Source organism: Streptomyces bauhiniae, assembly GCF_004784475.1.
In the GTDB taxonomy this organism is placed as follows: Bacteria; Actinomycetota; Actinomycetes; order Streptomycetales; family Streptomycetaceae; genus Streptomyces; species Streptomyces seoulensis.
The window spans coordinates 1,094,530-1,115,646 of sequence record NZ_SRRT01000001.1; the positions used below are offsets into that span (position 1 = coordinate 1,094,530).

The 21,117-nt window shown below is 68.9% G+C and carries 17 protein-coding genes and 1 pseudogene; 11 read left to right on the top strand and 7 right to left on the bottom strand.

From position 1 onward, the window contains the following. Positions 1–56: 56 nt before the first annotated feature. Positions 57–1,559, top strand: a complete 1,503-nt coding sequence (locus E5083_RS05165) for an LVIVD repeat-containing protein (RefSeq protein ID WP_135784336.1) — start codon at positions 57–59, stop codon at positions 1,557–1,559. A gap of 167 nt (positions 1,560–1,726) precedes the next feature. On the opposite strand, the gene E5083_RS05170 is transcribed toward E5083_RS05165, so the two are convergent. Both E5083_RS05170 and E5083_RS05175 read right to left on the bottom strand, forming a co-directional pair. Beyond that, positions 1,727–2,584, bottom strand: a complete 858-nt coding sequence (locus E5083_RS05170) for a hypothetical protein (RefSeq protein WP_135784337.1) — start codon at positions 2,582–2,584, stop codon at positions 1,727–1,729. A gap of 135 nt (positions 2,585–2,719) precedes the next feature. Then, positions 2,720–3,124, bottom strand: coding sequence for a hypothetical protein (locus E5083_RS05175; protein WP_244317370.1), 405 nt, complete (start codon positions 3,122–3,124; stop codon positions 2,720–2,722). Positions 3,125–3,589: 465 nt separating this feature from the next. Between E5083_RS05175 and E5083_RS05180 the strand changes: the two genes are divergently transcribed. After that, on the top strand, positions 3,590–4,354 hold the full coding sequence (locus E5083_RS05180; protein ID WP_135784338.1) for a hypothetical protein: 765 nt from the start codon (positions 3,590–3,592) through the stop codon (positions 4,352–4,354). 217 nt (positions 4,355–4,571) lie between these two features. Here the strand turns inward: E5083_RS05180 and E5083_RS05185 are convergent, their stop codons facing one another. The 3 genes from E5083_RS05185 to E5083_RS05205 form a co-directional block, all read right to left on the bottom strand. Further along, positions 4,572–6,617 carry an AAA family ATPase gene (locus E5083_RS05185; protein WP_135784339.1) on the bottom strand — a complete coding sequence of 682 codons (2,046 nt, stop codon included), beginning with the start codon at positions 6,615–6,617 and terminating at the stop codon, positions 4,572–4,574. Between the two features lie 623 nt (positions 6,618–7,240). Then, positions 7,241–7,930 (bottom strand): glycerophosphodiester phosphodiesterase, encoded by a 690-nt coding sequence (locus tag E5083_RS05200; RefSeq protein WP_135784340.1) that lies wholly within the window; start codon positions 7,928–7,930, stop codon positions 7,241–7,243. Between the two features lie 116 nt (positions 7,931–8,046). Continuing rightward, positions 8,047–9,096, bottom strand: a complete 1,050-nt coding sequence (locus tag E5083_RS05205) for an adenosine deaminase (RefSeq protein WP_135784341.1) — start codon at positions 9,094–9,096, stop codon at positions 8,047–8,049. A 141-nt stretch (positions 9,097–9,237) separates the two neighbouring features. On the opposite strand from E5083_RS05205, the gene E5083_RS05210 reads away from it, so the two are divergent. Then, a complete protein-coding gene (locus E5083_RS05210) occupies positions 9,238–9,999 on the top strand; it encodes a DUF4190 domain-containing protein (protein ID WP_135784342.1) in 762 nt (253 codons plus the stop codon). A gap of 19 nt (positions 10,000–10,018) precedes the next feature. Here E5083_RS05210 and E5083_RS05215 read toward each other — a convergent pair whose 3' ends face one another. Continuing rightward, positions 10,019–10,612, bottom strand: a complete 594-nt coding sequence (locus tag E5083_RS05215) for an NADAR family protein (protein WP_135784343.1) — start codon at positions 10,610–10,612, stop codon at positions 10,019–10,021. Positions 10,613–10,789: 177 nt separating this feature from the next. On the opposite strand from E5083_RS05215, the gene E5083_RS05220 reads away from it, so the two are divergent. The 8 genes from E5083_RS05220 (at position 10,790) to E5083_RS05255 (ending at position 20,461) form a co-directional block, all read left to right on the top strand. Next, a complete protein-coding gene (locus E5083_RS05220) occupies positions 10,790–12,328 on the top strand; it encodes a gamma-aminobutyraldehyde dehydrogenase (RefSeq protein ID WP_135784344.1) in 1,539 nt (512 codons plus the stop codon). A 31-nt stretch (positions 12,329–12,359) separates the two neighbouring features. Then, entirely contained in the window at positions 12,360–13,607 is a 1,248-nt protein-coding gene (locus E5083_RS05225) for a polyamine ABC transporter substrate-binding protein (protein WP_135784345.1), read from the top strand. A gap of 5 nt (positions 13,608–13,612) precedes the next feature. Beyond that, on the top strand, positions 13,613–14,764 hold the full coding sequence (locus tag E5083_RS05230) for an ABC transporter ATP-binding protein (RefSeq protein WP_208753966.1): 1,152 nt from the start codon (positions 13,613–13,615) through the stop codon (positions 14,762–14,764). Beyond that, positions 14,764–15,690, top strand: a complete 927-nt coding sequence (locus E5083_RS05235) for an ABC transporter permease (RefSeq protein ID WP_135784347.1) — start codon at positions 14,764–14,766, stop codon at positions 15,688–15,690. The genes E5083_RS05230 and E5083_RS05235 overlap by 1 nt, the downstream gene beginning before the upstream one ends. A 1-nt stretch (position 15,691) precedes the next feature. Then, the gene (locus E5083_RS05240; RefSeq protein WP_135784348.1) at positions 15,692–16,492 is read left to right on the top strand and encodes an ABC transporter permease; all 801 of its coding nucleotides are present in this window, start codon (positions 15,692–15,694) and stop codon (positions 16,490–16,492) included. A 22-nt stretch (positions 16,493–16,514) separates the two neighbouring features. Next, complete coding sequence (locus E5083_RS05245) at positions 16,515–17,945, top strand: NAD(P)/FAD-dependent oxidoreductase (RefSeq protein ID WP_135784349.1); 1,431 nt, start codon at positions 16,515–16,517, stop codon at positions 17,943–17,945. A 119-nt stretch (positions 17,946–18,064) separates the two neighbouring features. Further along, positions 18,065–18,526 carry a hypothetical protein gene (locus tag E5083_RS05250; protein WP_135784350.1) on the top strand — a complete coding sequence of 154 codons (462 nt, stop codon included), beginning with the start codon at positions 18,065–18,067 and terminating at the stop codon, positions 18,524–18,526. Between the two features lie 171 nt (positions 18,527–18,697). Further along, positions 18,698–20,461 (top strand): chitinase, encoded by a 1,764-nt coding sequence (locus tag E5083_RS05255; RefSeq protein WP_244317372.1) that lies wholly within the window; start codon positions 18,698–18,700, stop codon positions 20,459–20,461. Between the two features lie 58 nt (positions 20,462–20,519). Here E5083_RS05255 and E5083_RS32200 read toward each other — a convergent pair. Then, a pseudogene (locus E5083_RS32200) lies at positions 20,520–20,819 on the bottom strand (phosphatase PAP2 family protein); the annotation flags it as partial. Positions 20,820–21,117 lie beyond the last annotated feature (298 nt).

Here is a 21,117-nt window from a genome sequence, read left to right on the forward strand (position 1 = left end):
CGATACTGCGGGGGAGTGTGAGCCGCGCCCCCACGTCCGGCACCAGGGAGGAAGCAGTGACCCTGTCCCACGATCCCCGAACCCGTCGCAGACGCCTGGGAGTTGCCGCCGCCGCGGCAGGTCTCCTGGCCGCGCTGCTCACCACCGCACCGGCCTCCGCCACCCCCGATCCAGGCGACAGCCCCGTCGCAGGGAAGCGCGTCTCTCAGAGCGAGGCGGCCGAGGTGCGGGGCGCGATCGCGGACGGCGAGATACCGGGGCAGGACGAGATCGTCCACTCCGCCAACATCGAGCACCTCACCAACGTCCCCAAAGACGCCCTCCCCGGCTACAACACCGACCTCGCCTTCCAGGGCCGGTACGCCTACGCCGGCAACTACGACGGCTTCCGCATCTTCGACATCAGCAACCCGAAGGCGCCGAGAACGGTCGCCCAGGTGCTGTGCCCCGGCTCGCAGAACGACATCTCCGTCAGCGGCAACCTGCTGTTCCTCTCCACCGACTCCTCGCGCAGCGACAACTCCTGCGCGAGCACGACCCAGCCCGCGACCGAGAAGTCGTCGTGGGAGGGCATGAAGATCTTCGACATCAGCGACAAGGCGAACCCGAAGTACGTCGCCGCCGTGGAGACCGCCTGCGGCTCCCACACCCACACGCTGGTGCCCGAGCGGAAGAACGTCTACATCTACGTCTCCTCGTACTCGCCCAGCGCCACCTTCCCCGACTGCCAGCCGCCGCACGACGGCATCTCGGTCATCAAGGTGCCGCGCAAGGCGCCCGAGAAGGCGGCCGTGGTCGGCTTCCCCGTCCTCTTCCCCGGTGAGGGCCCGGACGGCGGCGGCAACCCCGGCGCGCCCACCAACCCCGGCGTCTCCAAGACCACCGGCTGCCACGACCTGACCGTGCTGCCCTCCAAGGACCTCGCGGCGGGCGCCTGCATGGGCGACGGCATCCTGTTCTCCATCAAGGACCCCGAGCACCCGAAGGTCATCGACCGGGTCCAGGACAACGTGAACTTCGCCTTCTGGCACTCCGCGACGTTCAACCAGCGCGCGGACAAGGTCGTCTTCACCGACGAGCTGGGCGGCGGCGGGGCGGCCACCTGCAACGCGGCCATCGGGCCCAACCGCGGTGCCGACGGCATCTACGACATCACCGGCCGCGGCGACCACCGCAAGCTGGTCTTCCGCAACTACTACAAGATCCCCCGCCACCAGGCCGACACCGAGAACTGCGTCGCCCACAACGGCTCCCTCATCCCCGTCAAGGGCCGCGACCTCATGGTCCAAGCCTGGTACCAGGGCGGCATCTCCGTCTGGGACTTCACCAACTCCGCCCACCCCCACGAGATCGCCTACTTCGAACGCGGCCCCCTCACCACCGACACCCTCCAAATAGCCGGCTCGTGGTCCGCGTACTACTACAACGGCTACATCTACTCCAACGACATCATGAAGGGCTTCGACGTCCTGAAGCTGAGCGATCGTCGTACGGACTCGGCTCGGCGGGTGCATCTGCCGGAGCTGAATGTGCAGACGCAGCCGGAGTATTTCGACTGAGTGGGCCTGATAGGCACCGGCGGCTTCCCTCACAGCGGGGGAGCCGCCGGTTCGCGTCCGCCGAGGGCGTCGTGAGGGATTGGGGAACTCGTCGGTGCTCCGGAGGGGGAGGTCGACGACCTGACGGTCCGGGAGCACCGGCGTCTGCTCGAGCAACGCTCGCGTGCTCAGCCTGCCTGAAGTTCCTCGATGACCTGATCAGCCGTGCGCCGCGCGGGCTCCCGCCGGGGGTCCTGCGGGTGGGCGTGCGGGCCGAGGATCTTCGAGCACACGAAGAGCGTCATCAGTTTGCCGTCCCTGCTCTCGAAGTCGTGGTGCCGTTCCTGGCGCACGCGCTCGGCGAGGGCGGGGACGGCCAGCGATGCCGCCCACAGGGAGGCGGCGTCCAGTCCCTGCGGTGCGTTGCCCCAGTCCTCCCAGTCGAAGAGGCTGAACACCGGTGCCGTCACGTTCGCCCAGTTCAGGTCGGCGTGGGCCGGGACCCAGCGACGGACGGTCGTATCGAAGCCCTCGGAGAACACGGTTCGAATGGACGTGGTGACCAGGTCCTGCGTGATGACTTCGGTGTCGGGGGTCGCCACTCGCCCAGTCGCATGGGCTGCCAGTGCGTCCAGAGATGCGTTCAAGCCGGTCCACCACTCCGCCGGAAGCTCAGGAGCGTTGCTCAGGACGGCACTTCCCACGGGCGCGGCAGGCAGAAGGCTCGTTTCGTCGGCGCGCCATCCCACCGGACCGTCTTCGTCCTGCCAGACGACACACTGCCGCCACACCGGCATGGCGACGCCCTTCAGCCGGACAGCGACTTCCGTGCCGTTCCACCCCTGGTCGGTGATTTTGGCGAGCGGACGCCGCTCGACCCGAACCCAGGTGTCACGCTCCGTACGAGCCCCCACGGACCGCCGCTTGCGGACCACCGTGTCCCTGAGGAAACGCGTCTGGAGAGCGGGTGCGACGCGGTCCAACACCTCGTCGACCGGCTGCACTCGTAGATCAACGTCCTGAATGGTGGAGTACGAGAGGGCCATGGACGGGACCGTAGCAGCGGGGTAGGTTTCGGTACTCCCGGCTCGGCGAGAACGCGTTGGGTCCCCTGCGGGATTCAGGCCTGCGACACCCGCTTTAGCCCTCCGCTCACGCATCACCCGCGCAGGCGAGGCCGATCAGGAGTTCAGACTCTTGCGACGCACGCGCATGTAGGTTCCTGATGTGGTACTTCCGCCCCACCCGCCAGTCGTGGCGATGTCCCATCCTTGCTGGGCGCGCATCTGCTTGGCGAACGCGTCTAGGTCATTGATGGCGCACCCGCAGTCCAGATGGACGCGGACAGTGATGTAGCTGCCCATCGGCTTCTTCTCACTGGGGTCCAGCGTCCAGCGGACGGCGTGCTCGTGGTCGGCGAGTCCCGTGCGCTCCTGGTCGTGAAGGAGTCCGTGCGCCCGGGCGTACTCGTCGAGGGCGTCGATGACGAACAGGTCGCTTCGCCAGGAGCCCGGCCATACGGCGAACAGGCGGGACTCCTTGTCGCGAGCCCGCTCGTAAGTGCCGTCATCAACGCCGTGGGACACCGTTCCGTCCTTGGCTACTTCGATCTAGCACAGCGTCTTCGCGGTATACGGGAAGTCCCTGCCAACAGCCGCCGCGCTGCGAGGTTCCATGCTGCTCCTCTGGGCTGGTGGCTCAGACCGACTGGCCGTCAAGTATTAGGGCCTCCAGGTGATCCTGACATGAGACGCAACTCGATGGAGGGGATTTCTGAACCGCGATCACGCAGCGAGGAGGAGTCCGCATGACAGTGGCTCATCGGCGCTGCCGCATACCTGCGTCGAGGACGCCTTCGCACTGACTGCGCCTACTTCACGACTTTATCCATGATTGCCACCAGGCCAGCGCCCGGGTAGCCTGCCGCCAGCCATGCGGACTCGGGCTGAGGTGCCGGGTCTGACAGCAACCCGCCTCGGCCATGCGAATGAGCATGTAGCTCAAACGACACGTTGTTCGGAAGGGTTTCCCCTTACCTGTGGCGGTATCGCGTGGGTTCGCTGGTGCCGCTTCTGAGACCTGATGTGAGACAGGAAATGATTCATTCGTTCATCGCGCACACGAGTCCGGGGCGGAGCAGAGTATTCGCCATTGCCAAAGGCCCTCGCGACGAGTTGGAGGCGGTCACCACACTGGGAGCGGGAGATCTCCATCTGACCGGGGAACTCGTCGATGCACTCAACTGCTTCCTGGCTGACCGAGACGAGGCTTCTCTCGGAGTGGTGCTGGATCGAGTCCCGAAGCCGGTGCGTATGGCCGCGCAGCAATATCTAAAGAACAAGTGCACACCAATGCTGGGAGCTTTCACTAGCTTTGGGCCGATTGACCTGGTGCGCCCCGCCGTCTATTTCGGTGATATCGATGGCGAACTCGAGGAGTACCTTGAGGGCGCTTACATGATCGGGCTCGGCATTCGCATGTCGAACGAGCGCGGCAGCGATGGAGATGTCGACTGGGTTGTGCAACTGCTCAGCGACGAGGTCTCCGTGCCTGCCAGCGCCGAGCCGCGTACATGGGCGCTCCCTGTGGAAGCGAAGCTCTTGCAAACCTGGACGAGTAAGCAACTGACTGGCGGTATCGGCCCCGTTCGTAGCGCGCTCAATGTGGCGGAAGATGCGAGTGCCGAGGGGCATTGGGTAAGGATTCATACGTTGCTTCACAGTGACCGTGATGTGGACTTCGAGGGCAACGGGTCCTCGGAGTTCGTCGTCGACGTCTTCGGTGCGCCCATCCCACTACAGCACTTGGACGAGTAGGCCGGCCGTGCTGCCGCAGTTCAGCGAGCAGGTCCTGCGGGCTGCCACCGGGCGGCGACTGCGCATAGTGCACGAGGTTGGCCTCCATCGAGGTCAGTAGTCGGTGAGGGTAGTGCTCCAGTCCATGGGCGCGCCGAGTTGGGGCGCCCATGGACTGCCTTGTGGTTCGCGCACGGCCACGCTGAGCCATCCGGCTGAAGGTCTCCTGGGGGCTTGGTCACCCGTCAGTTCGGACGAAGCGGCAGAAATGCGCCTCAAGTCTCAGAGAGGCGGATTCCTTGGACTGCTTACCTCCGACCTTCAAAGCTCGCACAGTGGCTGAGTTGGCGTCGGGCAGGTTGGTCCAGTACACCCCGTCGCGATGCAGTTCAACGATGGTGTTGGCGCCGCGTGCGATAGGCGTCGGGACATGTCGAAGTTCGAGCGGCTCGTCAGGCCCTTCGCTCAACGCACGAGCTGTGATCAGAACCGCGAGGTTGTATTCCTCCGCAATGCGGCGTGCGACGTCCATGCTCAATGCCAGACCCTCCTCGTCCAGCTCGCTGTAGCTCTGGATCGTGTCGACCACCCACAGGGCAAGGCGACCGCGCTGCGGTGGCATGACCGTAGTTGCGGCTTCCCGGAACACCTGTTCAAGCGGGAGCCCGATGGTCGGGGTGTGCCAGCCTGGCACTCTGACTGAGGAACTTGATGCGTGGCGACGCACGGAGTCGAAGTCCACCGTATCTGCGGGGTATCGCAGATCTGCTCCGCGGGCGGCGGTGACGAGCTTCCGCTCGATCGCCTCGGAGTTGATCTCGCAGGTGCTGAAGACTGTGAGTCGATCGGCTGTGGCATTGTGCAGCGCGATGTTCAGCGCCATTGTCGAACGGCCGGCAGTCGGCACGGACACGATCGCAGTGACCGTCCCAGGCTCCAGTTTCAGGAAGTCGTTGACGTCCGGCCACGGAGTGGCACCAGGAATCTTGCCGAGGTCGATCCAGGTGCCTTCCTCATCAGTGCCAGGCACCGGCTGCGGTACTTCATCGGGTTCCTCGTTCTCTGTGCCCTCGGCGGCGTTTTCAGCGGGCCATGCGTGCAAGGGGATCTGCGCGGCGTGGGATGCCACCTGCATCATGTCCGGCTGCCACATCACCTTGCTGAAAAACGTCTCCCCCATGGCCGAGAGAGGGAGATTCCATGGCCTCCCGAAGGACTTGACGTCCCAGCCGTTGGCGCGGGCCCTGTCGGCGCTGGCGCTGATCCGTCCGATGGTGCTGTTGGCGGCTTGCCGCTTGTTCACTCCGCCACGCTGGTAGTAGGCGGCGGAGTCCTTGGCCGCCCGATAGATGAAGTTGAAGACCTGCCCCAGGCTGAAGGTGCTCAGGGCGTCCTGGAGGGCGGTGCGGGTCCCCTCGCCCTGGTTCATTTCAAGATGGTGCTCACCGAGCTTCATCGCGAGGTAGTCCTGTGCGTCCACCAGCACCAACTCGTCCCATAGGTCGCGCCACTGGCCCGCCCAGGCGGTGGGCCACGGGCCTTCCCGGAAGGTGCGATTCAGAGCCTGGAGGAGGCGGGGGTGCCGATCAGTGAGCTTGTCGGCCTGGCCCATGAGGTAATAGCTGACGCGGCCGAGGTAGAAGGAATCGCTGAGTTCCCCGTTGTCGTCCAGGGCGAAGGCGTCGAGGTGCGAGTCCGGATGCACTTTGATCAGGCGCGTCGCAGCCTTCAGGAGCCCACGCTCGAAGTCGTACCGAAGCTGCTCGGGAGCCCAGCGGCGCTCCTTGGGCCAGATGTTGGTGGGAGACGTCAGCCCGGCGTCTTCAACTGCCGGGTCGCTTAAGAGGGCATGCAGCGCGATGGCCTCGAGAAGCGTGAGGTCGGCGGGCTTCAAGTCAGGACCGTTGAGGACGGGGTACTTCTCGTAGACCTCGGCCCGGCGCCGCGCCTTCTGTTCCTTGACCCGCGCGGCCTGCTCTTCCACTTCCCGTTCGTGGCAGCTCGGGCACTTCCAGCTTTCGAAACGGAGGGCTTGAGCGAGGTCACTGCGGCTGGACACGGGGTAGGGGTCCTCGCAGGACTTGCACAACAGGTCGGCCAGGTAGGCCGTGCCGGCCTGCTGGGCGATGCGGGTCATCTGCTGCGGCTTCAGCCCGTACTCCGCGCGGATGGCGGTGACGGTCTGGGCCCACGTCTCACCGTCTTGGTTGAGTCGCCAGTACGCCTCGAAGGCGGCTGCCTCGGGCGCATCGTTCGTGAGCACCTTGAGTTCGAGCTGAGCCACGTTCCCCCCTAGGTATTGTCGTCAGGTGCCAATTATTCCGAGTTTGCGGACTCGGGAGGGGCGTTTTAGCTGCGCTGACCTGCTCTGAAGAACGATGCTCCGTCTTCCGCCGCCGCGAAAAGGCGTTGTTGCGGCTACGGGGGCCGCGTCTTCGCCAAGAAGAGTGGTGAGATGCTCCGCCCCGCCAACGTCACGCGGCGGTTCATGGAGCTGTAGGAGGAGATCGATCTCCTGCCGGTCCGGCTCCAGGCCTCCGTGATGAAGCTGCGATCGTCGCCTGCGCAGCTGGGGCCGACCTGAAGGACGTCCAGGAGATGCTCGGCCACTCCTCGATCACCATCACGGCCGACACGCACACAAGCCTGCTCCCCGAAGCGGAGGCCGAGCCCGCCGACGCGAAGCATCCCGGCCCGGAGTCCGTGCCGGATGATGCTGATCCGGTGGGATGCCATTCGGAGATTAACTCGCCGTCCGCTCGCGCACCGCTCACGTAAACGGCCCCGGACGGGACGTCCGAGGCCGATCAGGAGCCTCCTTGGGGAAGAAGGCCCAGGTCAGAGCGGTAACGCGTTGTGGCCCGGCAGGATTCGAACCTGCGACACCCGCTTTAGGAGAGCGGGGCTCTATCCCCGCTGCTTTCGCAGGGCGGTCAGGGTGTCGATTCTGTTCGTTGTGATCGAGTCCGCGCCCAGGGTCAGCAGCTTGCGCATGGAGTGGGTCGTGTCTGGGGTCCAGACTGAGAGGAGGTAGCCCTCTTTGTGGACTCGGTGGGACAGGTCTCGGTCGACCAGGGAGAAGCGGTAGTTGAGGTAGTGGGGGCGTAGGGCTGTTAGGAGGGCGGGGCGGGGGCGGGCCTTGGAGGTCCAGGTGAGGGCCAGTTCGGCGGCGGGGGCGGCTGCGCGGAGGGTTAGGAGGGATTGGGGGCCTGAGGAGTAGTAGACGCGGTCTTCTGCGCCCGCCTGGCGGACTGTGTCGAGGACTCGGTCCGCCGCCCGGGGGGTTACTCCGCCGCACAGGTCCGCCATGATTCGCGTGCCCTCTGTTGCCGACAGGGCTTCCGCCAAGGTCGGGATGCCGCCTGCCGTCAGTTCTGTTACCTGGGAGGCCGTCAGCGTGGACAGGGGGCGGTCGACCTCCCACAGGCGCTTCAGGGTGTCGTCGTGCAGGAGGACGGGGACGCCGTCGCGGGTGAGGCGTACGTCGATCTCGACCGCGTCCGCGCCCCGGTCGAGCGCGGAGCGCAGGGAGGCGAGGGTGTTCTCGCGGAAGCGGTAGGGGTCGCCCCGGTGTGCGACGGCGGTCCAGGTCTGCATGGTCGTCATTCTGGCAGTCGGCGCGGTGTCCGCGGGCGAAGCCCCGCAGGCGAGGGCCGGTCGTGGGGCGCCGGACCGGGCCGTCAACAGTCCGGCCAGGGCCCCGCCGTCCCGCCTCAGCCCGCCAGCCACGCCTCCGTGTACGCGTCGATCTCCGACGAGATCCGCTCCTTGCCCGCCGCGTCCAGGAACGACGCCGCCACCGCGTTCTTCGCCAGCGCCGCGAGACCCCGCTCGTCCAGGTCCAACAGGCGGGCCGCGATCGCGTACTCCTTGTTGAGGTCCGTGCCGAACATCGGGGGGTCGTCGGAGTTGATGGTGACGAGGACGCCCGCGTCCACGAACTGCTTCAGCGGGTGTTCGTCCAGGGTGCGGACCGCGCGGGTGGCGATGTTGGAGGTGGGGCAGACCTCGAGGGCGATGCGGTGCTCGGCCAGGTGGGCGAGGAGCTTCGGGTCCTGGGCCGAGCTGGTGCCGTGGCCGATGCGTTCCGCGCCGAGGAAGGTGAGCGCGTCCCAGACCGTCTGCGGGCCCGTGGTCTCGCCGGCGTGCGGGACCGAGTGGAGGCCGGCGGCCCGCGCGCGGTCGAAGTACGGCTTGAACTGCGGGCGGGAGACGCCGATTTCGGGGCCGCCGAGGCCGAAGGAGACCAGGCCCTCGGGGCGGACGCGGTCGTCCGTCGCCATCCGGGCCGTCTCCTCCGCCGACACCAGCCCGGCCTCGCCGGGGATGTCGAAGCACCAGCGCAGTACGGTCCCGAAGTCGGCCTCCGCGGACTTGCGGGCGTCCTCGATCGCGTCCATGAAGGCCCGGTCCTCTATGCCGCGCCGCACCGAGGAGAACGGGGTGACGGTCAGCTCGGCGTACCGCACCTGCTGCCGGGACATGTCACGCGCGATCTCGTACGTCAGCAGCCGGACGTCCTCCGGGGTGCGGACCAGGTCCACGACCGACAGGTACACCTGGATGAAGTGCGCGAAGTCGGTGAAGGAGAAGTAGTCCGCCAGCGCCTCGGGGTCGGTCGGGACCTTGGAGTCGCGGTGCCGTGCGGCCAGTTCGGAGACGATGCGGGGGGAGGCGGAGCCCACGTGGTGGACGTGGAGTTCGGCCTTGGGCAGGCCGGCGATGAAGTCGTGCGGATCGCGGGCGGCGCTGCGCTCGGTCAAGGGAGCCTCCCCAGGCTGGTCGGACGGTGCGCAGACATCCTAGGACGGGGCCCAAGACGTTCCGGTCGGCCAGGGGCAGCTCCGTACGGCCCATCGGGCGCCTCTAACATGGGCTGACAAGCTACGTGGGGGGATGAGGACGTGACGGAGCAGACGCAGCCCGACGGCGGACGAGGGACGAACGGTCAGGACCCGTGGGCACCGCCCCAGGGCCCCTCCCTCCACAAGCAGGACCAGACCCCGCCCTCGGTCCACGACCAGGCGACCATGGCCGCCATGCCCGCCGCCGGCTTCGGCCCCCAGCCCGGCCAGCCCGGCCAGCCCGGCCAGCCCGGCCAGCCCGGCCCCACCGTGCCCCCGCAGCACACCGGCCCCACCGTCCCGCCCCCGCCCATCGGCCCGAACGGCCCCGGCGTCCCGCCCTACACCCCCGCGCCCCCGCCCGGCTACGGCTACCCGAGCCACCCCGGTCCGCAGGGCTACCCCGGCCCGCAGAACTACGGCCCCCAGGGCTACCCCCAGCCCCCGGCCTACGGCTGGGGCGCCCCCATGGGCCCCGCCCCGCAGAACAACGCCGGCACCGCCGCCCTGGTGCTCGGCATCCTCTCCATCGTCCTGTTCTGCCTCTACGGCGTCGCCTCCCTGATCCTCGGCGTCATCGCCGTGATCCTCGGCGTCCAGGGCCGCAGGCGTGCCGACCGCGGAGAGGCGACCAACCGCGGGCAGGCCCAGGCGGGCTTCGTGCTGGGCATCATCGGCATCATCGTGGGCGTGGTGACGCTGGCCCTCTTCATCGGCCTCATCGTGTTCGCCGCGAACCACGAGGACAGCCGGCAGGACGACGACCCCTTCGGCTCCTCCTACAACTCCGCGCCCCAGCTCCCCGGCGCACCCCGCATCTGAAAGCAGCCGCCCCCCAGCCTCACCCCGCCTCTGACCGCAGCCGCTCCCGCGCCTCCATCAGCGCGAACCCCAGCAAGTTCGCCCCCTTCCAGCGAGCCGGGTCCCACGCCGCCTCGTCCTGAACGCTGAGCCCGATCCCCCACACCCGGTCCACCGGGCTCGCCTCCACCAGCACCCGCTCACCCGTGCCCAGCAGATACGCCCGCAGCCCGGGGTCGGCGGCGAACTTGTGCACGCTGCCCTCGACGACGATCCGGAACCGCTCCCGGCGCCATATCTCCTCGTCGAACCCCCGGACCAGCCGCCCCGCCTTCTTCGCCCCGGCCGGATGCCCCGCGGCCAGCACCAGCCGCTCGGCGTCCGGGTCGGCGAAGAGGCGCGCCTTGGCCGCCATCATCCAGTGCTCGGCCGTCGCGTACGCGACCCCGTCCACCGTGAACGGCGCCGGCCACCACTGGCTCAGGCACCCCGCGCCCACGCTCCCGTCCGACTGCGGGCGATGCCCCCAGAAGTGCAGGTACTTCACGGGCACCCCGGCCCGGACCGCGCCGGTCAGCGCTTCCACCCCGTCGATCTTCCCCATGCACCGAAGTGTGGCAGCCGCCACTGACATTCCGTCCGGACCTGAAAGCCCTGAGTAGACAGCCCGCCGACAGATTCCGTCGCGTAACCAAAAGGCAACAACGGAATCCCTTGTTGCACTCCCACTCCTCTGTCAGGATCGGCACTCAAATCGAGCTGGAGCCACGCCACCCGGCCCCCGAAGGGGTGTCCGGCGGAGGAGAGCGACATGCACAAGCCGGGCACCGACACCCCGGAACGATTTCCCGCCCGCGACCGCTTCGCCGAGGGCGCGCAGTTCGTCGCGGGCCGCCCCGTGCCGGGCACCTCGGGCCGTACCCACGCGGTGACGGACCCGGCAACCGGCGAGGAGGTGTACCGCTACGAACTCGCCGGGGAGAGCGACGTAGACGCGGCCGTGGCCGCCGCGCGCGCCGCCTTCCCCGGCTGGGCCGCCGCCACGCCGGGCGAGCGCTCCGACGCGCTGAACCGTTTCGCCGCCGTGCTCGCGGACCGCGCCGAGGACTTCGCCCGTGCCGAGTCGCTGCAGTGCGGCAAGCCGCTGAAGCTGACCCGCGAGTTCGACGTCCCCGGCACCATCGACAACACCGCCTTCTTCGCGGGCGCCGCCCGGCAGCTCCAGGGCCAGTCGGCGGGGGAGTACTCCGGCGACCACACCTCGTACGTCCGGCGCGAGCCCATCGGCGTGGTCGGGTCGATCGCGCCCTGGAACTACCCGCTCCAGATGGCCGCGTGGAAGGTGCTCCCGGCCGTCGCTGCGGGCAACACCATCGTGCTCAAGCCCGCCGAGCTGACCCCGCTCACCTCGCTGCTGTTCGCCCGGGCGGCTGTCGACGCGGGCATCCCGGACGGCGTGATCAACATCGTCAACGGGACCGGGCCCGTTGCGGGGGAGCGGCTGGTCGGGCACGGGGACGTGGCGATGACGTCGTTCACCGGGTCCACCGCCGTCGGCCGCAGGGTGGCGGAGATCGCCACGGCCACCGTGAAGCGGCTGCACCTGGAGCTGGGCGGCAAGGCGCCCTTCGTGGTGTTCGACGACGCCGACCTGGAGGCCGCCGCGAACGGCGCGGTCGCGGGCGCGCTGATCAACACCGGCCAGGACTGCACGGCCGCGACCCGCGCCTATGTGCAGCGCCCGCTGTACGAGGCGTTCGTGGAGCGGACCGCCGCGCTGATGGAGACCGTGCGACTCGGCGACCCCTTCGCGCCCGGCACCGACCTCGGCCCGCTGGTCTCGCACGCCCACCGCGACCGCGTCGCCGGCTTCGTGGACCGGGCCCGCGCCTACGCGACCGTGGTCACCGGCGGCGAGGCCCCCGGCGGCGACCTGAAGAGCGGCGCCTACTACCGGCCCACCCTCATCACCGGCGCCGCCCAGGACAGCGAGATCGTCCAGTCGGAGATCTTCGGTCCGGTCCTCGTCGTCCTCCCCTTCGACACCGACGACGAGGGTCTGCGGCTGGCCAACGACACCCCGTACGGCCTCGCCGCCTCCGCGTGGACCGGCAATGTCTACCGCGCCCAGCGGGCCACCCGCGAGCTGCGCGCCGGGTGCGTGTGGATCAACGACCACATTCCGATCATCAGCGAGATGCCGCACGGCGGATATAAGGCGTCCGGCTTCGGCAAGGACATGTCGGCGTACTCCTTCGAGGAGTACACGCAGGTCAAGCACGTCATGTTCGACAACACGGCGGCCGTCCGCAAGGACTGGCACCGCACGGTCTTCGGGGACCGCCCCTAAGCGTCCCGTTCTCCGAAAGGGCACCACGCGTATGGATCAGTACGAGCCCGACCGCCTCACCCCTCCCCAGATTGCCGCCGTGCGGCGCAGTCTGCGGAGCGGGCGGGCGGCCCTGACCCGCCGGTCGCTGCTGCGGGCGTCGGCCGGAGGCGTGCTCACGGCCGGTGGCCTCGGCGCGCTGAGCGCCTGTGGCATCCCGGCGGCCGGACGGACACCGGGCGGCACCTCGGCGGACGACCGCTCGGCCAAGGAGAAGACGGTGAACTTCTCCAACTGGACCGAGTACATCGACGTGGACGACAGCGGCAAACGCCACCCCACGCTCGCCGCGTTCCAGCAGCAGACCGGGATCAGCGTCCGGTACACCGAGGACATCAACGACAACAACGAGTTCTTCGGCAAGATCAAGCCGCAGCTCGCCGCGGGCCAGGAGACCGGCCGTGACCTGATCGTCCTCACCGACTGGCTGGCCGCCCGGCTGATCCGGCTCGGCTGGGTGCAGAAGCTGGACCCGGCGAACCTCCCGCACGCCTTCGCCAATCTCTCGCCGCAGTTCCGCACCCCCGACTGGGACCCCGGCCGCGCCTACTCCTACCCCTGGCAGGGCATCTCCACGGTCATCGCCTACAACAAGAAGGCGCTGGACGGCATCGAGGTGAGATCCGTCTCCGACCTGCTCGACAACCCCAAGCTCAAGGGCCGGGTCGGCTTCCTCTCCGAGATGCGGGACAGCGTCGGGATGACCCTGCTCGACATGGGCAAGGACCCGGCCGATTTCACCGACGACGACTACGACGCGGCGATAGCCCGGCTGCAGAAGGGCGTCGACAAGGGCCAGATACGCCGCTTCACCGGCAACGACTACACGTCCGACCTCGCCAAGGGCGACTTCGCGGCCTGTGTCGCCTGGGCCGGTGACGTGGTCCAGCTCAAGGCGGACAGCCCCGATGTGGACTTCATCATTCCGGACAGCGGTTATGTCACGTCGACGGACAATATGCTGATCCCCAACAAGGCACGTCACAAGACGAACGCCGAGCGGCTGATCGACTTCTTCTACGAACCCGAGCAGGCCGCCGCGCTCGCCGCCTACATCAACTACGTCACTCCGGTCGAGAACGTGAAGCCCTGGCTTGCGAAGATCGACCGGGACGCGGCGGACAATCCGCTGATCGTCCCCGACAAGGCCATGCAGGCGAAGTCCCACGCCTTCCGCTCCCTGAGCCAGAAGGAAGAGACGGCCTACGAAGAGAAGTTCGCGAAGCTCACAGGGGCGTGACGAGGATGAAGACGACGACAGACGGCAGCGGCGACGTCCGCCTCGCCGGCATCGGCAAGACGTACGGCTCCTTCACCGCCGTGCACCCGCTGGACCTCACCGTGCCCCAGGGCTCGTTCTTCGCGCTGCTCGGTGCCTCCGGCTGCGGCAAGACCACCACCCTGCGCATGATCGCCGGGCTGGAGGAGCCGACCTGCGGGACCGTGCACCTCGGTGACCTCGACGTCACCGGGCTGCCCCCGTACAAGCGGCCGGTCAACACGGTGTTCCAGTCCTACGCGCTCTTCCCGCACCTCGACATCTTCGAGAACGTCGCCTTCGGCCTGCGCCGGCGCGGCATCAAGAGCGTCAAGAAGCAGGTCGAGGAGATGCTGGAGCTGGTCCAGCTCGGCGAGCAGGCGCGCAAGAAGCCGCACCAGCTCTCCGGCGGCCAGCAGCAGCGCGTCGCGGTCGCCCGCGCCCTGATCAACCACCCCAAGGTGCTGCTGCTGGACGAGCCCCTCGGCGCCCTCGACCTCAAACTGCGCCGCCAGATGCAGCTTGAGCTGAAGCGCATCCAGACCGAGGTCGGCATCACCTTCGTCCATGTCACGCACGACCAGGAGGAGGCCATGACCATGGCCGACACGGTCGCCGTGATGAACGCGGGCCGCGTCGAGCAGCTCGGCTCGCCCACCGAGCTGTACGAGAACCCGGGCACCACCTTCGTCGCCAACTTCCTCGGCACCTCCAACCTGATCGAGGCGGAGGTCGACTCCCGCAGCGGCGGTGACATCGTGCTGCGTGCCGGGGACGGCAAGCTGCTGCTGCCCGAGGCGCGATGTCCGGCGCCCGCCCCGGCCGGCGGCAAGCTGCTGGTCGGCATCCGCCCCGAGAAGATCGCGCTCACCCACGCCGACGACGCGGGCTCGGTCCCCGAGGGTCGCAACCGCCTCACCGGCACCGTCGCGGACGCCAGCTTCATCGGCGTCTCCACCCAGTACGTGATCGACAGCCCCGTGGCGGGCGCGCTCGCGGTGTACGCGCAGAACGTCGAGCGGGACACCCGGCTGGTGCCCGGCGCCGAGGTCGTCCTGCACTGGAACCCGGCGCACACCTTCGCCCTCGACGCGGCCCAGGACATCGACGCCGGCACCGAGGAAGAGGCGGCCGTCTGATGTCCACCCTCGCCGAGGCGCCCCCGCCGCTCGCCCCGCCGGAGCCCGCGAAGCCGCCCCGCAAGCGCGGCCGGTTCACCCCGTACTGGCTGCTGCTGCCCGGCATCCTCTGGCTGGTCGTGTTCTTCGCGCTACCGCTGGTCTACCAGGCGTCGACCTCGGTGCAGACCGGGTCGCTGGAGCAGGGCTACAAGGTCACCTGGCACTTCGCCACCTACTGGCACGCGCTCGCCGAGTACTGGCCGCAGTTCGTCCGCTCGGTGCTCTACGCGGCCGCCGCGACCGTGCTCTGCCTGCTGCTGGGCTACCCGCTGGCGTATCTGATCGCGTTCCGCGCCGGGCGCTGGCGGAACCTGATCATGATCCTGGTGATCGCGCCGTTCTTCACCAGCTTCCTGATCCGCACCCTCGCCTGGAAGACGATCCTCGCGGACAACGGGCCCGTGGTGCACGCGCTGAACACCCTGCACGTGCTGGACGTGACCGGCTGGCTCGGCTGGACCGCGGGCGACCGGGTGCTGGCCACCCCGCTGGCGGTGGTGTGCGGGCTGACGTACAACTTCCTGCCGTTCATGATCCTGCCGCTGTACAGCTCGCTGGAGCGGATCGACGGACGGCTGCACGAGGCGGCCGGGGACCTGTACGCCCGGCCCTGGACCACCTTCCGCAAGGTGACCTTCCCGCTGTCGATGCCCGGCGTGGTCTCCGGCACCCTGCTCACCTTCATCCCGGCGGCCGGTGACTACGTCAACGCCGAGCTGCTCGGCTCCACCGACACTCGCATGATCGGCAACGTCATCCAGACCCAGTTCCTGCGGGTGCTGGACTATCCGACGGCCGCCGCGCTCTCCTTCATCCTCATGGCCGCGATCCTGGCCATGGTCACGTTCTACATCCGCCGGGCCGGGACGGAGGACCTCGTCTGACATGGCCGTCTTCACCTGGCTCAAGCGCCGTCTCGTGGTCGTCGCGGGACTGCTGACGCTCGCCTATCTGCTGCTGCCGAACATCGTCGTGACGGTGTTCTCCTTCAACAAGCCCAAGGGCCGCTTCAACTACGAGTGGCAGCACTTCTCCACCGACGCCTGGACGGACCCGTGCGGGGTCGCCGACATGTGCGGCTCGCTCGGGCTCAGCCTGCAGATCGCCCTGTGGGCCACCATCGGCGCCACCGCGCTCGGCACGATGATCGCCTTCGCGCTGGTCCGGTACCGGTTCCGGGCGCGCGGCGCGGTCAACTCGCTGATCTTCCTGCCGATGGCGATGCCCGAGGTCGTCATGGCCGCCTCGCTGCTCACCCTGTTCCTCAACATGGGCGCGCAGCTCGGCTTCTGGACGATCCTGATCGCCCACATCATGTTCTGTCTGAGCTTCGTCGTCACCGCGGTCAAGGCGCGTGTGATGTCGATGGACCCGCGCCTGGAGGAGGCCGCCCGCGATCTCTACGCGGGACCGGTGCAGACCTTCTGGCGGGTCACCCTGCCCATCGCGGCACCCGGAATCGCCGCGGGCGCGCTGCTGTCCTTCGCGCTCTCCTTCGACGATTTCATCATCACGAATTTCAACGCGGGCTCGACCGTCACCTTCCCCATGTTCGTCTGGGGCTCGGCACAGCGCGGAACGCCCGTTCAGATCAATGTCATCGGGACGGCGATGTTCCTGATCGCCGTACTGTTCGTGCTGGTCTCGATGCTCGTCACCCGTAGACGCGGTCACCAGAAGGCGTAAAGCCCCGTAGGGAGTTGAAATCATGGCCCCTAGCGCCATGAGCCGTGGAAAAGACAACTGGGTCGCTTCCCTCTCCGAAGCCCAGCCGGTCCCCTACTGGCTGGAGGACCCCGGCAAGCCGCACCCCGAGCCCGCCCTCACCGGCACCGAGACCTGCGACCTCCTCGTGGTCGGCGGCGGCTACAGCGGACTGTGGACCGCGCTCAACGCCAAGGAGCGCGACCCCGGCCGGGACGTGGTGCTGCTGGAGGGGCGCGAGGTGGGCTGGGCCGCCTCGGGCCGCAACGGCGGGTTCTGCGCCGCCTCCCTCACCCACGGCCTCGCCAACGGCCTGGCCCGCTGGCCGGACGAGATCGGCACGCTGCACGACCTCGGCGCCCGCAACCTGGACGGGATCGAGGACGCGCTCGCCCGGCACGGCATCGACTGCGACTTCGAGCGCACCGGCGAGATCGACGTGGCCACCGAGACCTACCAGGCGTGGGAACTGCGCGACTGGCACCGGGAACTGCGGGACAAGGGCCTCGCGGACGGCATGGAGTTCCTTGACCGGGACGCCCTGCGCGCCGAGGTCGGCTCGCCCACCTTCGAGGCCGGCCTGTGGGACCGCCGGGGCGTGGCCCTGCTGCACCCCGCCAAGCTGGCCTGGGGCCTGAAGCGGGCCTGCCTCGCCCTCGGGGTCCGGGTCTACGAGCACACCCCGGCCCTGACCCTGAAGCAGTACGGCGCCGGGATGGAGGCCGGCACCCCGTACGGCACGGTCCGCGCCCGCAAGGTCGCGCTCGGCACCAACATCTTCCCCAGCCTGCTGCGCCGGGTCCGCTCCTACACGGTGCCGGTCTACGACTACGCGCTGACCACCGAGCCGCTCAGCGCCGAGCAGCTCGACTCGCTCGGCTGGAAGAACCGCCAGGGCCTCGGGGACGCGGCCAACCAGTTCCACTACTTCCGGCTCACCCCGGACAACCGGGTGCTGTGGGGCGGCTACGACGCGATCTACCCCTACGGGGGCCGGGTGCGCGCGGAGTACGACGACCGGCCGGAGACGTACGCGAAGCTGGCCGGGCACTTCTTCACCTGCTTCCCGCAGTTGGAGGGCGTCCGCTTCACCCACGCCTGGGGCGGCGCGATCGACACCTGCTCCCGCTTCTCGGCGTTCTTCGGCACCGGCCATCAGGGCCGGGTCGCCTACGCGGCGGGCTATACGGGACTCGGTGTCGGGGCCACCCGCTTCGGCGCCGATGTGATGCTGGACCTGCTGGACGGCGCGGACACCGAGCGCACCCGGCTGGAGATGGTCCGCAAGAAGCCGCTGCCGTTCCCGCCCGAGCCGTTCGCCTGGACCGGGATCGCGCTGACCCGCTGGTCGCTGGCGCGGGCCGACGCGCAGGGCGGGCGGCGCAATCTGTGGCTGCGGGCCATGGACCGGCTGGGGCTCGGGTTCGACAGCTAACGCAGGCCCATGTGATTCAGGTCACATTAAAGAGGCCGGTGAACCCGCGTAATGCGGACGGCCCGAACTCCCTCTCATTCGCAGACGCGCGTGTCCGCGAACGAGAGGGAGGTCTTTTCATGACAGGGGCGAAGACTGCGGTGGAGTGGCTGGCGTCCGTCGCGCCGGACCCGGAAGCCTGCCGCTGGGAGTGGGAGCGCAGCCCGCTGGGGGTCGCGCTGCTGCCCGCCGGTAAAGCCTGGGACGTGCTCGTCCTGCCGGGAGAGCTGGGCTATCCGACGCTGGACGTGCTCACCCGCGTCCTCGATCAACTGGGGCCCGTGCTGGTCGACTTCGGGGACAACCGGGTGGGCTTCTTCGTACCGCCCGGCACCGCCGCCCGCTGGCTGGGCACCGGCATCCGCACGGCCGGGTCCGGCACCTGGATCGTCGTGCCGCACCCCGGCCGGGCGACCCAGGGGGTGCGCTGGCTGGTGCCGCCGGACGGGTCCGGCACGCTCACCGACCCGGCGTTGCTGGAACTGGCGATGCACGAGGCGGCCGCCGCGCTGGCGACCGAGGAGGACGGGCGCCGCTCCTGACTCCTTGACGGGAACCCCTGGCCGGGGCCGTCCGGCGGGGACTCCTTGACGGGAACTTCTTGACAACAGAATTGGTCTGGACCAAGTTGGGTGCACCCTCGACCTCCAACTCCCCCATGCCTGGAGGCATTTGTGGACCGTTCCCGACCCCTGGTCGCATTCCTCACGGTCATGGCTCTCGCCGTGCCCGGCAGTGCCGCGCTCTCGTCGGCCGCCCGTGCGGCCGACGCGGACGCCGCGGTCAACGGCGGCTTCGAATCCGGGCTCTCCCCCTGGACCTGCACCGCCGGCACCACCGTCACCTCCCCGGTGCACAGCGGCGCCTCGGCGCTGCAAGCCACCCCGCAGGGCAGCGACAACGCCCAGTGCGCCCAGACGGTGTCCGTCAGACCCAACTCCCAGTACACGCTGGCCGGATGGGTACGCGGCTCCTACGTCTACCTCGGCGCGAGCGGCACCGGCACCACCGACGTCTCCACCTGGACCCAGTCCGCGCCCGACTGGCAGAAGCTCGCCACCACCTTCACCACCGGCGCCAACACGACCAAGGTCACGATCTACACCCACGGCTGGTACGGCACCGGCGCCTACTACGCCGACGACGTCTCCCTCGTAGGCCCCGGCGGCGGCACCACCACCCAGCCGCCCACCGTGCCGACCGGTCTGAAGACGGGCACGGTCACCGCCACCTCCGTCGCCCTGTCCTGGACCCCGGTGACCGGCGCGACCGGGTACGCGGTCTACCGGGACGGCGTCAAAGTCGCTTCCACGACCGGCACTTCGGCCACCGTGAGCGGCCTGAACCCCTCGACCGCGTACGCCTTCCAGGTCACCGCCACCAATGACGCGGGGGAGTCCGCCCGGTCCGCCACGGTGACCGCGACCACCCCGGCCCGCAGCGACGGCGGGGGCTCGACGGAACTGCCCGCCCACGCCCTGGTCGGCTACCTGCACGCGAGCTTCGCCAACGGCTCCGGGTACACGCGCATGGCCGACGTGCCCGACAGTTGGGACGTCATCGACCTGGCCTTCGGCGAGCCGACCTCGGTCACCTCGGGGGACATCCGCTTCGACCGCTGTCCCGTCTCCGAGTGCCCGAACGTGGAGAGCGACGCCGACTTCAAGGCCGCCATCAAGGCCAAGCAGGCCGCCGGCAAGAAGGTGCTGATCTCCATCGGCGGCCAGAACGGCCAGGTCCAGCTCACCACCACGGCCGCCCGTGACGCCTTCGTCTCCTCCGTTTCGAAGATCATCGACCAGTACGGTCTCGACGGCCTCGACATCGACTTCGAGGGCCACTCGCTCTCGCTGAACACCGGCGACACCGACTTCAAGAACCCGACCACCCCGGTGATCGTCAACCTGATCTCCGCGCTGAAGACCCTCAAGGCCAAGTACGGAGCCAAGTTCGTGCTCACCATGGCCCCGGAGACGTTCTTCGTGCAGAACGGCTACCAGTTCTACGGCAGCGGCAAGTGGGGCGGGCAGGACCCGCGCTGCGGTGCCTACCTCCCGGTCATCCACGCCCTGCGCGACGACCTCACCCTGCTGCACGTCCAGGACTACAACTCGGGCCCGATCATGGGTCTGGACAACCAGTACCACTCCATGGGCGGCGCCGACTTCCACATCGCCATGACCGACATGCTGCTCACCGGCTTCCCGGTCGCGGGGGACGCGAACAACGTCTTCCCGCCGCTGCGTCCCGACCAGGTCGCCATCGGCATGCCCGCCTCGGTCAACGCGGGCAACGGCTACGTCGCCCCGGCCGAGGTCACCAAGACCCTGGACTGCCTCACGAAGAAGACGAACTGCGGCTCCTACCCGACCCACGGAACCTGGCCCGCGCTACGGGGTCTGATGACCTGGTCGGTGAACTGGGACCGGTTCGCGGGCTGGGAGTTCCAGCGGACCTTCGACTCCTACTTCGGCTGAGCACCAGGGCCAGGCAGGTCAGCAGCACCGCGCCCAGGCACCAGGACGCCAGCACGTCCAGCGGCCAGTGGAAGCCCCGCCGCACCAGCCCGTACGACACCGCGAGCACCAGCGCGGCCGGGGCACCGACCGCCGCGAGGCGTGCGGCGCGGGTGCGGCACCAGGGCAGGAGGAGCAGCGCCGAGGCGCCGTACGCCACGGCCGCCGTCGCGGTGTGGCCGGAGGGGAAGTAGCCGGTGGCCGGGGGCACCACGGGGGTCCCCGGCCGCGCGGTCCACAGCTTCAGCGGGACCACGATCGCCGGGAGCACCGCCATCAGCAGCGCGGCCGCGACGGGTGGCAGCCACCAGCGGGGCATGCCCGCGCTCCGGCCCCGCCAGGCCGCGTACGCGAGGGCGAGCACCAGCAGCGGGACGGCCACCGTGATGTTGCCGAGGTCGGAGAGGAGTTCGGAGAAGCGGTCCGGGTGGACCAGGTCCCGGCTGAGCCGGGCGTCCAGCGCGAGCAGCGGGCCGTGGGCCAGCACCTGCCAGGTGAGCCAGGCGAACAGCAGCGCCGGGAGGCCGGTCAGCAGGGCGGCGGCGAGGGCGAGGCGGCGGGCGGGAGTGGACACCGGGCCAGCTTCGCATGCGGCGAGAAGGAGGTCGGCCGCCCCG